The organism is Ruegeria sp. CF3 (assembly GCF_056537365.1).
In genome coordinates, this window is sequence record NZ_JBQFRK010000003.1 from 417,852 (window position 1) to 431,268 (window position 13,417).

The following is a 13,417-nucleotide window of genomic DNA, read 5'->3' on the forward strand; positions in this document are numbered from 1 at the left end:
TCAGTTCAGGGCGCGAATGGCCTCTTTTAGGTCAATCGCGCCATCATATAGCGCGCGGCCAGAGATCGCGCCGTTCAACTCGACGCCACAATCGCGCAGGGCGATCAGGTCGTCCAGTGAGCTGACGCCTCCCGAGGCAATCACCGGAATCGAAACCGCCTGCGCGAGCGCCGCCGTGGCTTCGATATTCGGACCCTGCATCGCACCGTCGCGGTTGATGTCTGTATAGATGATCGCTGCCACGCCCGCGTCCTCGAAACTGTGCGCCAGATCGGTGACCTGTACGTCGGTCTCTTCGGCCCAGCCCTTGGTGGCAACCATGCCGTTTCGGGCATCTATACCGACGGCTACCTTGCCCGGGAAGGCTTTGGCAGCTTCGCGCACCAGATCAGGGTTTTCGACTGCAACGGTGCCCAGAATCACCCGCGCCAGACCTTTCTCGATCCAGGTTTCGATCGTGGCCATATCGCGGATGCCGCCGCCTAGCTGCGCGGGCACGTCACAGGCTTTCAGAATTGCCTCAACGGGTGCCGCATTAACAGGTTCCCCGGCAAAAGCACCGTTCAGATCAACCAGATGCAGCCACTCGCAACCAGCCTCGACAAAGGCGCGGGCCTGCGCAGCAGGGTCTTCGTTAAAGACCGTCGCCTTATCCATTTCACCACGCAGCAGGCGCACGGCGTTGCCGTCTTTCAGATCGATGGCGGGGTAGAGGATCATTTCGGGCGGCCCTATATCACTGTTACACGCGCGGGATATCGCACAGGCAGGGCAGGGGCGCAACGCGACGCTAAGTCATTCTTGCCCGGTGCCGAACGGCAGGTCAGACTGACCGGAAAGACAGGGAGATAACCATGAAGACATATTCTCTTGCAGCGGTCTTCGCTGCGATGGCCACCACCGCCTTTGCTGCCGATCCAGTAGACGGGCTGTGGAAGACCGCTCCGGGCGATACGGGCGGCTATTTGCATGTGTCGATTTCGGAATGTGGCAGCGCCATCTGCGGAACTATCGACAGCGCATTTGATGCTCAAGGCAACCAACAGCTGGAGTACGAAAACCTTGGCAAGCAGATCATCTGGGACATGATCCCCGAGGGCAACGGCAGCTATGACGACGGCAAAATCTGGGCCCCGGATCGCGACAAAACCTATAGCTCGAAAATGACGCTGGACAGCCAGAACAAACTGACCGTTAAGGGATGTGCCGTTGGGGGTCTGGTCTGCCGAGGTCAGGTCTGGACACGGGTTCAGTAAATCTCAGGGCTTCCAGGTCAGGAAATTGCCGATCATCCGCAGGCCAACGTCTTGGCTTTTCTCAGGGTGAAACTGCATCCCAACCATAGTGTCGCGGCCAATCACGGCCGTGACCTCTTGCCCGTAGTCCACATAGGCCAGCCGTTGCGCCGGATCCATCACCCGGAAGTGGTAGGAGTGCACAAAATAGGCGTGATCGCCTGATTTTATCCCGTCAAAGACCGGATGGTCGCTTTCCAGAATCAGATCGTTCCAGCCCATATGTGGCACCTTGAGCGCGCTGTCCGAGGGCTCGATCTTCACAACATCACCTGCGACCCAGCCCAGACCGTCGGTCTCAGCATATTCATGGCCCTTGGTCGCCATCAGCTGCATTCCGACGCAGATGCCCAGAAACGGGCGGCCTTTCTGCTCGACGGCTTCTACCATAGCGTCATAGATGCCTTTGTGGCCGCGCAACTCGGCGGCGCATGCCGGGAAAGCGCCATCACCGGGCAGAACCAATCGATCAGCCCGCGCGACAACATCTGCATCCGATGTCACGACGACCTCGCCCGCATCCAGTTCGCGGGCCATCCGTTGAAACGCCTTCTCCGCCGAGTGCAGGTTACCGCTCTCGTAGTCAATGATGGCTGTCAGCATCTACAGCGCGCCCTTAGTCGAGGGAATCGCATCCGCCTTGCGTGGGTCGGTTTCGACCGCATCGCGCAAAGCACGGGCAACGGCCTTGAAGGCGGCCTCGGCAATGTGGTGGCTGTTGAAACCATGCAACTGATCGATATGCAGGGTGATCCCGCCATGGGTGCTGAGCGCCTGAAAGAACTCGCGCACCAGCTCGGTGTCGAATGTGCCAATCTTTTGCGTCGGTAGATCCACGTTCCAGATCAAGAACGGACGGCTCGAGAGATCCAGCGCACAACGCACCTGTGCGTCATCCATCGGCAGGTGGCATTCTCCGTACCGACGAATACCTTTTTTATCCCCTAGCGCCTGCGTCAGTGCCTGACCCAGCGCAATCCCGGTGTCTTCGACCGTGTGGTGGTCGTCGATGTGGTAATCACCCTTGGCACGGATCGTCATGTTGATCAGCGAATGCCGCGCCAATTGATCCAGCATGTGGTCAAAGAACCCGACGCCGGTCTCGTTGTCATACTGGCCGGTGCCGTCCAGATTGACCTCGACCGAAATCTCGGTTTCGGCGGTCTGACGGCTGATCTTAGCGCTGCGCATGGGCGAATTCCTTTTGCTACAGGCGCGCTTATAGACCCGGATGGGCGACCTATCCAGACCGCTTTAAGCCTTCGTCGCAAACTGTTGCAGGGGATTGCACCCGGACGCGGCCCGTGCCAGCCTGCGGGCAACACGAACCAACAAGGCCCGGCCCATGTCCACCTGCGTTTTCATCCAGATCCGTTGTAAACCCGGCACCACTTACAAAGTCGCCGAAGAGATCGCGCTGCGTGAAATCCATTCCGAATTGTATTCCACAAGCGGCGAATACGACCTGCTGCTGAAGCTCTACATCCCCGAAACCGAGGATGTGGGCCATTTCATCAACGAAAACCTGCTGGTGATTCCCAATATCGAACGCTCGCTGACCACGATGACGTTCAAGGCGTTCTAACCCAGTTCAAACGTCGTGATGCCATATATCCGGTCAAGGTCGATGTCCGGCGCGTGACTGGAATACATACGCCCCGTTTCAAATACCTTGGTCAGCCCCAACTGTTTGGCCAATTCCATGGCTTGTGCGTTTGGATTAGGCTTGTCGATGAATACCTCGGCCTTTGCCTGATCGGCGGGTAGCGTCGTCAGAAGGGAAACCAAAAGCGCCTGCGCGATTTGTGGATTGTTGGCAAACAGAGGCCCGACCTTGTACCCGCTCAGGCAGCGCCGCAACGTTGCATAGCCTTTGATCCGCCCATTTTCCTCAAACACCCGCGAAACGTGGCTGGGTGCCTCCAACCAGCCGCGCAAGAACGTGTCGCGCGCGGCGGGGAACAGGCCTCGGTCATACGACTTTAGATCATCGGTTAGTGCGTTGATTGGACGAACCCGAGTGTCCTCCACGCGACCCAGGGCATCCAGGATGCCGCCGACGGTGCCCGCGAATCGATAATTGTCATACGCCAGTTCAAAACCGAATTTCCGATAGTTGTCCTGCTGTTCGACCACACCATCCATGCCCATGTTACGATCCTGGCAATGTGCCTTGACCGCTTCGGCGACCTGCAATCCGTATCCCGAGCCGCGAAACTCGGGACGCACGATGTAGAAGCCAAGAAATGCGTAGGCATCATCGTAGTTCACGGCGGATGCGGACGCGATCATCTGGCCGTCCAGGAAACCGCCCTTGAATCCTTCGGGGTCCGAACTGCGAAAACAGACCGCGTCGTGCAGCCCGGGGTTCCAGCCTTCCTGTCCCGCCCAATCTACAGCGGTTTGAAGTTCGTCTGCTGTTAAGGCGCGAATGACGTAATCGGGCATATCCGCATCTCCGTCGTGATTTCATGTGCAGCAAAGATGCCGCAGCAATCGCGAAAGAACCAGCATGTTCGGAGAGTTTGGTATCTGGAGCGGGCGAGGCGATTCGAACGCCCGACCCTAACCTTGGCAAGGTTATGCTCTACCCCTGAGCTACGCCCGCATCAGATACTTATATGGTCCGTAGACCTCTCAATGGAGCGGGCGAGGCGATTCGAACGCCCGACCCTAACCTTGGCAAGGTTATGCTCTACCCCTGAGCTACGCCCGCGCCGTTGAGTGAGGAGGGATGTATAAATTCCCACACGAGGCTGCAAGCGGAAAAACACAAAAAACAGCAAAAAATCTTTCGACGGAAATTCGGGGCTGCGGTGTTCAAGAGATATAGCAATGAACGAAATAAGGGATTGGGCAGAGGAAATGAAAGATATTGCAGACATTAAAATGGCGGCATTGGCGGCGCTGATTGTTCTTACCACCGTGATCTACAGTCAGAGCGATGAAACACTGGCAGAGGCGCAGCCTAGCCTCCCGCATGCTCCTTTGATCGAGACGCAGGTTTTGACGGGCTAAATCGCGCGCTCAAACAGCCAATGCGAGATTCGCGATCGCGGCAATCAGAATTGCAGTGAAGGTCAGACCCATTCCGATCTGGCGCAGGATGATGATCTGTGGGGTCTTGCCAAAACCATAAGCGTGCAGAAGCCTGCCCGCCAAAAGTAACATCCCCAGCAGGTTCACAAGCCAGCCGCCAGCATCTTGCAGTTCGACCATGGCGATAAGCAGCAAAGCAAAGGGAGCGTATTCGGCGCAGTTCGCATGCGTTCGCATTGCCTTGATCATGGCCTTGTCGCCATGATCCCCGACCGATATTTTGCCCACCCGGCGTTGCCGAATGACATTCACGCTGAGTGCGACGTACAGAAATGCGATCAACGCGGCGTAGATCGGGGTGATGGTCAGCATGCGGCCTCCTGATGTTGAAAGGGCCGCCCGGTTCCCCGAACGGCCCTTATTAGCTTAGAAGGCTAAACCGGTTATTCCAGTTCGACCAGCAGATCCTTGGCGTCGATTTGACCTCCGGGCTGGACGTGAACGGCCTTGACCACCGCGTCGCGCTCGGCGTGGATACCTGTTTCCATCTTCATCGCTTCGATGGTCAGCAGTAGATCGCCTTCTTTGACTTCTTGACCTGTGACAGCGGCAACAGTTGCAACGACACCCGGCATTGGCGCGCCGATATGGTTGGGGTTACCAACTTCGGCCTTTGGCCGCTGAGCGGTTGATGCTTTCACCAAACGGTTCGGCACGCGGATCACGCGGGGCTGACCGTTGAGTTCGAAGAACACGCGAACCTCGCCATTCTCGTCCGTCTCGCCGATGGCCTGACAGCGAATCTCCAGCGTCTTGCCGGGATCGATCTCGGCGGTGATCTCCTCGCCCGGCTCCATGCCGTAAAAGAAGGTGCGCGTGGGGAGGGTGCGGACCGGGCCATAGGTGCGGTGACGGCCCATATAGTCGAGGAACACCTTGGGATACATCAGATATCCGTTCAGGTCCTCGTCATCGATCTCTTTGCCCTCAAGCTGTTTGGACAAATCGGCGCGGGTGGCCTCGAGATCGACCGCTTCGACATGCTTGCCGGGGCGTTCGGTGTTGGGGGCCTCGTCCTTCAGGACCTTCTGGATGATGGTATCGGGGAACCCGCCCGGAGGCTGACCCAGATTGCCGCGCATCATGTCCACCACCGAGTCGGGGAAGGCGACATCAGTGTTCGGGTCTTCGACCTGCGCGCGGGTCATGTTCTGGCTGACCATCATCAGCGCCATGTCACCGACCACCTTGGACGACGGCGTCACCTTGACGATATCGCCGAACATCTGGTTCACGTCCGCATACATCTGAGCAACCTCGTGCCAGCGTTCTTCGAGTCCAAGCGAACGCGCCTGTGCCTTGAGGTTGGTAAACTGACCACCAGGCATTTCGTGCAGATATACCTCGGAGGCCGGGGCCTGCAGGCTGGACTCGAAGGCCGCGTATTGGCCACGCACTGCCTCGAAATAGTCGCTGATCTCACGGATGGCCTTGATGTCCAGCCCGGTGTCTCGCTCGGTATGGCGCAACGCCTCGACCACGGTGCCGAGCGTTGCCTGAGAGGTGTTGCCGCTGAAACTGTCCATCGCGCAATCCACCGCGTCCACACCGGCCTCGGAGGCGGCCAGAATGGTGGCGCTTGCAATGCCTGCGGTGTCATGGGTGTGGAAGTGGATCGGCAGCCCGACCTCTTCCTTCAGCGCCCGGATCAGGATCTTGGCGGAGGCCGGTTTCAGCAGTCCGGCCATATCCTTCAGGCCCAGCACATGTGCGCCAGCGTCACGCAGTTCCTTGGCCATTCCGACATAGTATTTGAGGTCATACTTAGCACGGTCCGGGTCTAGAATATCGCCGGTATAGCAAACGGTGCCTTCACAGATCTTGTTGTTTTCGATCACCGCGTCCATGGCGACGCGCATGTTCTCGACCCAGTTCAGCGAGTCGAACACGCGGAACACGTCGACACCCTTGGCCGCCTGACGCACAAACTCCTGCACCACGTTATCGGGATAGTTGGTATAGCCAACCCCGTTCGCCCCGCGCAGCAGCATCTGGGTCATCAGGTTTGGCATCGCCTCACGCAGATCACGCAGGCGCTGCCAAGGGCATTCCTGCAGGAAGCGATAGGCGACATCGAAGGTTGCACCGCCCCAGCATTCGACGCTGAATAGCTGCGGCAAGTTCGCAGCATAGCTAGGTGCTACTTTGATCATATCGATCGAGCGCATCCGGGTTGCCAGCAGCGACTGGTGCCCGTCGCGCATGGTGGTGTCGGTGATCAGCAGCTGACGCTGCGCCTTCATCCAGTCAGCCACCGCCTGCGGGCCTTTTTGCTCCAGCAGGTTGCGGGTGCCCATCTGCGGTTCGGCCTTGGGCGCGGGGGGCCTGGCCTCTTTCAGGTCGGGGCGCGGCATCGGGCGATCCTTGGTTTCGGGATGCCCGTTCACAGTGATGTCGGCGATATAGTTCAGAACCTTGGTGCCCCGGTCGCGGCGTTTCTTGAACTGGAACAGGTCCGGTGTCTCATCGATGAATTTGGTGGTGTATTCATTCGACAGGAAAGTCGGGTGCTTTAGCAGGTTTTCGACAAATGCGATGTTGGTGGAAACACCGCGCACACGGAATTCCCGCAGCGCACGGTCCATCCGCGCAATCGCCTTTTCTGGCGTTGGGGCCCAAGCGGTCACCTTGGTCAGCAGCGAATCGTAATACCGCGTGATCACCCCGCCTGCATAAGCGGTGCCGCCATCCAGACGAATGCCCATGCCGGTGGCCGAGCGATAGGCGGTGATGCGGCCATAGTCGGGGATGAAGTTGTTTAGTGGGTCCTCGGTGGTCACGCGGGTCTGCAGCGCGTGGCCGTTCAGGCGAATGTCGGACTGCGTGGCCTTGCCGGTGGCCTCGATCAGGGTCTTGCCCTCGGCGATCAGGATCTGAGCCTGCACGATGTCGATGCCGGTGACTTCCTCGGTGACGGTGTGTTCCACCTGCACGCGCGGGTTCACTTCGATGAAGTAGAACTTGCCGGTGTTCATATCCATCAGGAACTCGACGGTGCCCGCGCATTCATAGTTCACATGGGCGCAGATACGGCGGCCCAGCTCGCAGATTTCGGCGCGCTGTTCTTCGGTCAGGTACGGGGCAGGCGCGCGTTCCACGACCTTCTGGTTGCGGCGCTGGACCGAACAATCGCGTTCATAGAGGTGGTATATCTCACCGTGCTTATCGCCGAGAATCTGCACCTCAACATGGCGGGCACGGGTAATCATCTTTTCCAGATAGCCCTCACCGTTGCCAAAGGCGGCCTCGGCTTCGCGGCGGCCTTCCAGCACTTTCTCTTCCAGCTCATCCTCGGACAGGATCGGGCGCATCCCGCGTCCGCCACCGCCCCAAGACGCTTTCAGCATCAGCGGATAGCCGATCCCGGCTGCCTCGGCCTTGATGGCTGCCATGTCGTCACCCAACACCTCGGTCGCCGGGATAACCGGAACGTCGGCGGCAATCGCCACTTTCCGAGCGCTGGCCTTGTCGCCTAGCGCGCGCATGGTCTCGGCCTTGGGTCCGATGAAGGTGATGCCGTTCTGAACGCAGGCATCCACGAAATCCGGGTTTTCGGACAGCAAACCGTAACCGGGGTGGATCGCATCTGCGCCGCTTTCTTTGGCCACCCGGATGATCTCGTCAATCGACAGATACGCCGCAACCGGTCCCAGATCTGCGCCAATGCGATAGGCCTCATCCGCCTTGAACCGGTGCAGGCCCAACTTGTCCTCCTCGGCGAAGACCGCGACGGTGCGCTTGCCCATCTCGTTGGCTGCCCGCATCACACGGATGGCAATCTCGCCGCGATTGGCAATCAGGATTTTCTTGAAGTCTGTCATTTCAGGTCCCGGTCTTAATGGCTGTGGCCTTGTGCATAGGCGGACAATACGGCCACGTACATATGTAGTTCTGGGTAGAACCGGCATGTTAACGCTCGCAAACGCCGCCCTTTTGCGCAAACTTATTGCACATGCTGCATTGCGGCATCAATCCCCCGTGGGAAAGAGCAAATAATGCCCGTTTCTCCGAATATCCTCGCTGCGCCCTTTGAAGGGATGATTCTATTTGATTTGAGCGAACAAGCCGTGAACAAACCCTTTCCCTCCGCGCCCATCCGGCGTAGTTTACCGGCATGAGCAGTTTTGACGAAATGGACGCCTTCGAAGGCGCATCGCTGTCGGCGCGGGCGATGCCTGCGACCTCGGCTGAGTACCTCAACGATCTCAACCCGGCGCAGCGCGAAGCGGTTGAGCGGCTGGATGGTCCGGTGCTGATGTTGGCTGGTGCGGGCACGGGCAAAACAAAAGCTCTGACCGCTCGGATCACCCATCTGCTCAGGACACATAGGGTGCGCGAGAATGAGATTCTGGCGGTGACCTTCACCAATAAGGCCGCGCGAGAGATGAAAGAGCGGGTAGGGCGGATGCTGGGCCGACCCGCTGAGGGGATGCCGTGGCTTGGCACCTTCCACGCAATCTGCGTCAAGCTGCTGCGTCGCCATGCGGAACTGGTCGATCTGAAATCGAACTTCACAATTTTGGACACTGACGATCAGAAACGGCTGCTGAAACAGCTTACTCAAGCCGCCAACATTGACGACAAGCGCTGGCCCGCTCGGATGCTGGCCGGGATCATCGATGACTGGAAAAACCGAGCGCTGACGCCCGACAAGGTGCCTGCTGCGGATGCGGGGGCCTATAATCACAAGGGCATCGAGCTTTATGCCCAATACCAGACCCGCCTACGCGAGCTGAATGCGGTGGATTTCGGCGACCTGTTGCTGCACATGGTCACGATTTTCCAAACCCACCCGGACGTGCTGGAGCAATACCAGCGCTGGTTCCGTTACATCCTTGTGGACGAGTATCAGGATACCAACGTAGCCCAATATCTCTGGCTTCGTCTGCTTGCAGGGGGCCACAAGAACATCTGTTGCGTCGGAGACGACGATCAGTCGATCTATGGCTGGCGCGGGGCAGAGGTGGGAAACATTCTGCGGTTCGAGAAGGATTTTCCCGGTGCCTTCGTTGTGCGGCTGGAGCAGAACTACCGCTCAACCCCGCATATTCTGGCCGCAGCGTCGAACGTCATTCGTGGCAATGAGAAGCGTTTGGGTAAGGAGCTGTGGACGGCCGCAGAAATTGGCGAGAAGGTTCGTTTGATCGGCCATTGGGACGGCGAGGAAGAAGCGCGCTGGATCGGCGAGCAAATCGACGACCTAGTTAATGGTAGTTCTCCTCTTGCCAAAAGGCGGGAAAACTCTCGATCAGAGCAAATGATGAGAGAGGTTGAGCGCCTCGGTGAACTTGGTGCGTTAAAAGGGCTCAATAGCAGAGAACAAGTTTTAAATCAGCTTAAGAGCCACGAGAGCTTTTTGGCAGACGATCACCGGAAAAGTCTCATCTGGGAATTGACGATGAGGCAGCAAGAAGGTCGTTCACTGGAGGCGGCTTTCCCGAGATTCTATCTGGATGAGATCGCGATTCTGGTTCGCGCCTCGCACCAGATGCGCGCGTTTGAGGATCGGTTTTTGACCATTGGTCTGCCTTACAAGGTGATTGGCGGCCCTCGATTCTATGAGCGGATGGAGATTCGCGATGCCATGGCCTATTTCCGGCTGGTGGTCAGCCCCGAGGATGATCTGGCCTTCGAGCGGATCGTGAACACACCCAAACGCGGCCTCGGCGACAAGGCGCAGCAGACGATTCAGGTGGTGGCGCGCGAGAACGGAGTGTCTCTGGTCGAAGGCGCGCGGATTGCGGTCGATAACGGCCTGATCAAGGGCAAGGGCGGCAAGGCGCTGCGTGAATTGATCGACGGTCTGGCGCGGTGGAATGCAATGACACGTGGGCCTCGGATTGAGGTGGACGATGATACGGTGATTGATGACGGTGTTTCACCGATCCGATACGGCGCGCCCGAGCATACGCATATCGAGCTGGCGCAGATCGTCTTGGACGAATCCGGCTATACCGCGCATTGGCAGAACGAAAAGACGCCCGAGGCGCCGGGGCGGCTGGAAAACCTAAAAGAACTGGTCAATCAGCTGGACAATTTCGAAAACCTGCAAGGGTTTCTGGAGCATGTCAGTCTGGTGATGGATAACGAGCAGGACAGCGACGGGGCCAAAGTCTCGATCATGACGCTGCACGCGGCCAAGGGGCTGGAGTTTCCCGCGGTTTTCCTTCCGGGGTGGGAGGATGGATTGTTCCCCTCTCAGCGTTCGATGGACGAATCCGGTCTCAAAGGCCTCGAAGAAGAACGAAGGCTGGCCTATGTCGGTATTACCCGTGCAGAAGAAGTCTGTACGATTTCCTTTGCAGCCAACCGACGGGTGTTCGGACAATGGCAGAATTCGATGCCGTCCCGGTTCATTGATGAGTTGCCCGAAGATCATGTGGAAGTGCTGACACCTCCGGGGCTCTATGGGGGTGGTCAGCAGGCAGCCGGGATCGAAACCCGCGCAGCCGAGGCGAATGTCTATAACTCTCCGGGCTGGAAGCGGATGCAGGCGCGGCAGGGGCAATATGGCATGTCACAGCCAAAAGAAAGCCGGAATACTGTGATTGATGCGACCGCCGTGGCCAGCTTTACGCTGGGCGAGCGAGTGTTTCACCAGAAATTCGGCTATGGCGCAGTGATCGGCATCGAAGGTGATAAAGTCGAGGTCGATTTCGACAAGGCAGGGGTTAAGAAAGTGGTCTCGCGCTTTCTGACCAACAAGGATGACGTGCCGTTCTGAAGCTTACAACCCTTCGACCAGCACAAGATTCGCCGTCGCCGTTTTTTGCCTGATCTTGGCCAATTCGACATAGTCCGGATCGTCCTTCCACGCGTTTGCGGCAGCCATATCCGGAAACTCCATCAGGACGATCCCATCTTCTTCCCAACTGCCTTCGATCACTTCAACGGGTTTTGAGGATACGGTTAGAAGCCTTCCGCCATGCCGGTCAAAGATCGGCATGAATCCTTCGAGGTATTTCTGGTACCCATCCGGGTCATGAATGGAAATCTGGGCGATGAAATAAGCGGCCATGGGAGACTCCTGACAAATCGTTCACGACCCCAGCCTACATCTTGTGTGCAAAAAACGAAAAACGGCGGTTCCCAGGGAGGAGGAGGGGAACCGCCGTTCTTTTCTACATCAGGGCAGGGAGGAGGAAGCCCCGATGTATCCGTACCCGGGTTTGATCCCGGTATGAGGAAGACGCGGCGACGTCAGGGAGGAGGAAGACGTCGCCGCGCGCTTTCAACATCGAGGCAGGGAGGAGGAGAGCCCCGATGTATCAGGTTCCGGCGGTCAGGGCCGGTATTAGGTGCGGCAACGTCAGGGAGGAGGAGAGACGCTGCCGCTGAAATACAGGTCCGAAAGGGAGGAGGACGGACCTGATCTCGGTGTTCTTGTTGCGCTTACCGCGCGATCTGCTCTTCGGTGGCCTGTTGGGCCAGCCGGCGGATCATCGAGCGGTGCAAGCCCAGATCAGCCAATTCCCGATCTGACAGTCCCGACAATTCGTTGACTGTCTGACGGTACAGGCGATAACGAGCAACCCGGGTTTTTAGGGTCTCAACCAGCGTTGAGATTCCATATGCCGGTGTGCCTTTCAGGGCTGTTTGTGTGCTTGCGACTGCCATCTTCATGATCCGTTCATTCTTACTGTTGCCGGTATCGTCCGGCGTTTGCTTGAGACTGAAGATAGGCAAATGCTGCGATTGCACAATAGTTCGCGTCGTCAATGCTGCTATGCAGCAAATGCATGGATTGGCAGGATAATCCGGTACGCCCCAATAATTGCCTTTAAAATACTGGTTTTCACGTGTGGTTGACGTTTCGTGTGTCCAGACCCTGTGATGGTGACCGCTTATCTATTGAGCGGAATTGGTGTTTGTTTGGGCATGTTGTGTCAACTCACGAGGGGGCAAATCTTCTCACCGCAGGTCCGACGCCTGGGGTGGTGGTGCTATGGGAAAGCATGGGTCGACTATGGGAATGGCCTGTAAAGGGACCGTGATTCGTCCTCTTCGGCTGCCATGAATGGGTGTCTGCGCCAAATAATCCATAATTCTGAAAATTATTGGGAATTCATGGGAGAAATAATTTAGGCGTCAATTCTTACATATTTAGTGTTAGTAGGCACCAGGGGCACAATTTGTGGCATATCTGATCCGAGTTTCGATTGTATTAGTCTTGATCTGAAGCCTGCACCAGGCCTCTCCACGCAAATTTCCTATTGATTTCCATGAATTCCCATGGCATCCCTTGTGTACCCGATGAGGGCGAGGACAGTTGAGGGGCACCAAACGACCCCGAACCAAAAATACAAAAACAGGTTTCATACAGGCATCTCGCTTTCATCACTTAACAGATCCGGCGCGCGGGCGAGCAGACATCCCCCCAGGTGGCGCGCGCAGCTGGACATCCCGCAAAGCGGGTCAATGCGGCGGGTTGATCAGTGGCAGCAGATCAACCCGCCGTTTTACTTCCGGGGGGAACGTGAATTTTGAGGTGGGGCGCAAGCGAAAGGGACAGTCGTCTTGGCGCGCAGGTTTAGAGGCGAAAGCCAGCATAAGGTAGACACGAAGGGCAGGGTTTCGATCCCGGCCTCGTTTCGTCGCGTGCTTGAAGCCTCGGATCCCAACTGGCAGCCTGGCGACAATCCTGAACTCGTGATTGTCTATGGCGACCACCGCCGCAAATACCTTGAATGTTACACCATGGAAGCGATCGACGAGGTGGATGCCAAGATCGATGCGCTGCCACGTGGCTCGATGCAGCGTCGGATGCTTCAGCGGATGTTCCACGGTCAGTCCTTCCCGACCAATGTGGACGAAACGGGTCGTTTGGTGCTGCCCGCAAAGCTGCGCAACAAGATCGACCTTGAGAACGAGGCGTTCTTTATCGCTGCCGGTGATACATTCCAGATCTGGAAGCCCGAGACATACGAGGCCGAGGAACTGGCCACGACCGAGGAATGGCTTGACGATCTGCCGGATGATTTCGATCCGATGCAGTATCTCGATGGCATCGGGGATGGGTGACG

Annotated in this window: 13 protein-coding genes and 2 tRNA genes; 5 read left to right on the plus strand and 10 right to left on the minus strand. The window is 57.6% G+C overall.

Annotation, left to right across the window (positions count from 1 at the left end):
• On the minus strand, positions 1-720 hold the full coding sequence (gene hisA, locus ACR0KC_RS13685) for a 1-(5-phosphoribosyl)-5-[(5-phosphoribosylamino)methylideneamino]imidazole-4-carboxamide isomerase (RefSeq protein WP_170401433.1): 720 nt from the start codon (positions 718-720) through the stop codon (positions 1-3).
• Between the two features lie 134 nt (positions 721-854).
• Between hisA and ACR0KC_RS13690 the strand changes: the two genes are divergently transcribed.
• Positions 855-1,256 (plus strand): DUF2147 domain-containing protein, encoded by a 402-nt coding sequence (locus ACR0KC_RS13690; RefSeq protein WP_170563813.1) that lies wholly within the window; start codon positions 855-857, stop codon positions 1,254-1,256.
• 3 nt (positions 1,257-1,259) lie between these two features.
• Here ACR0KC_RS13690 and hisH read toward each other — a convergent pair whose 3' ends face one another.
• Both hisH and hisB read right to left on the minus strand, forming a co-directional pair.
• Entirely contained in the window at positions 1,260-1,898 is a 639-nt protein-coding gene (gene hisH, locus ACR0KC_RS13695) for an imidazole glycerol phosphate synthase subunit HisH (RefSeq protein WP_170401427.1), read from the minus strand.
• Positions 1,899-2,486, minus strand: a complete 588-nt coding sequence (hisB, locus tag ACR0KC_RS13700; RefSeq protein WP_480706730.1) for an imidazoleglycerol-phosphate dehydratase HisB — start codon at positions 2,484-2,486, stop codon at positions 1,899-1,901.
• Between the two features lie 154 nt (positions 2,487-2,640).
• Between hisB and ACR0KC_RS13705 the strand changes: the two genes are divergently transcribed.
• Positions 2,641-2,880, plus strand: coding sequence for an Lrp/AsnC family transcriptional regulator (locus ACR0KC_RS13705; protein WP_170325761.1), 240 nt, complete (start codon positions 2,641-2,643; stop codon positions 2,878-2,880).
• Here ACR0KC_RS13705 and ACR0KC_RS13710 read toward each other — a convergent pair.
• From ACR0KC_RS13710 to ACR0KC_RS13720, 3 genes are all read right to left on the minus strand, one after another.
• Positions 2,877-3,743, minus strand: a complete 867-nt coding sequence (locus ACR0KC_RS13710) for a GNAT family N-acetyltransferase (protein ID WP_170512318.1) — start codon at positions 3,741-3,743, stop codon at positions 2,877-2,879. The genes ACR0KC_RS13705 and ACR0KC_RS13710 overlap by 4 nt on opposite strands.
• 85 nt (positions 3,744-3,828) lie before the next feature.
• Positions 3,829-3,903: transfer RNA gene (locus ACR0KC_RS13715), tRNA-Gly, on the minus strand.
• A gap of 33 nt (positions 3,904-3,936) precedes the next feature.
• Positions 3,937-4,011 (minus strand) — tRNA-Gly (locus ACR0KC_RS13720).
• 119 nt (positions 4,012-4,130) lie between these two features.
• Between ACR0KC_RS13720 and ACR0KC_RS13725 the strand changes: the two genes are divergently transcribed.
• A complete protein-coding gene (locus tag ACR0KC_RS13725) occupies positions 4,131-4,313 on the plus strand; it encodes a hypothetical protein (protein ID WP_170512283.1) in 183 nt (60 codons plus the stop codon).
• A gap of 9 nt (positions 4,314-4,322) precedes the next feature.
• Here ACR0KC_RS13725 and ACR0KC_RS13730 read toward each other — a convergent pair whose 3' ends face one another.
• Positions 4,323-4,706: an MAPEG family protein gene (locus tag ACR0KC_RS13730; RefSeq protein WP_480706728.1), complete on the minus strand. Its 384-nt coding sequence runs from the start codon at positions 4,704-4,706 to the stop codon at positions 4,323-4,325.
• Positions 4,707-4,777: 71 nt separating this feature from the next.
• Positions 4,778-8,215: a pyruvate carboxylase gene (locus ACR0KC_RS13735; RefSeq protein ID WP_480706726.1), complete on the minus strand. Its 3,438-nt coding sequence runs from the start codon at positions 8,213-8,215 to the stop codon at positions 4,778-4,780.
• 293 nt (positions 8,216-8,508) lie between these two features.
• On the opposite strand from ACR0KC_RS13735, the gene ACR0KC_RS13740 reads away from it, so the two are divergent.
• Positions 8,509-11,118, plus strand: coding sequence for an ATP-dependent helicase (locus ACR0KC_RS13740; protein WP_480706724.1), 2,610 nt, complete (start codon positions 8,509-8,511; stop codon positions 11,116-11,118).
• Positions 11,119-11,121: 3 nt separating this feature from the next.
• Here the strand turns inward: ACR0KC_RS13740 and ACR0KC_RS13745 are convergent, their stop codons facing one another.
• Positions 11,122-11,412 (minus strand): DUF1330 domain-containing protein, encoded by a 291-nt coding sequence (locus ACR0KC_RS13745; protein ID WP_170401405.1) that lies wholly within the window; start codon positions 11,410-11,412, stop codon positions 11,122-11,124.
• A 374-nt stretch (positions 11,413-11,786) separates the two neighbouring features.
• Positions 11,787-12,011, minus strand: a complete 225-nt coding sequence (locus ACR0KC_RS13750) for a DUF1127 domain-containing protein (protein ID WP_480706722.1) — start codon at positions 12,009-12,011, stop codon at positions 11,787-11,789.
• Between the two features lie 900 nt (positions 12,012-12,911).
• Between ACR0KC_RS13750 and mraZ the strand changes: the two genes are divergently transcribed.
• A complete protein-coding gene (mraZ, locus tag ACR0KC_RS13755) occupies positions 12,912-13,415 on the plus strand; it encodes a division/cell wall cluster transcriptional repressor MraZ (protein ID WP_170392059.1) in 504 nt (167 codons plus the stop codon).
• Positions 13,416-13,417: the final 2 nt, after the last annotated feature.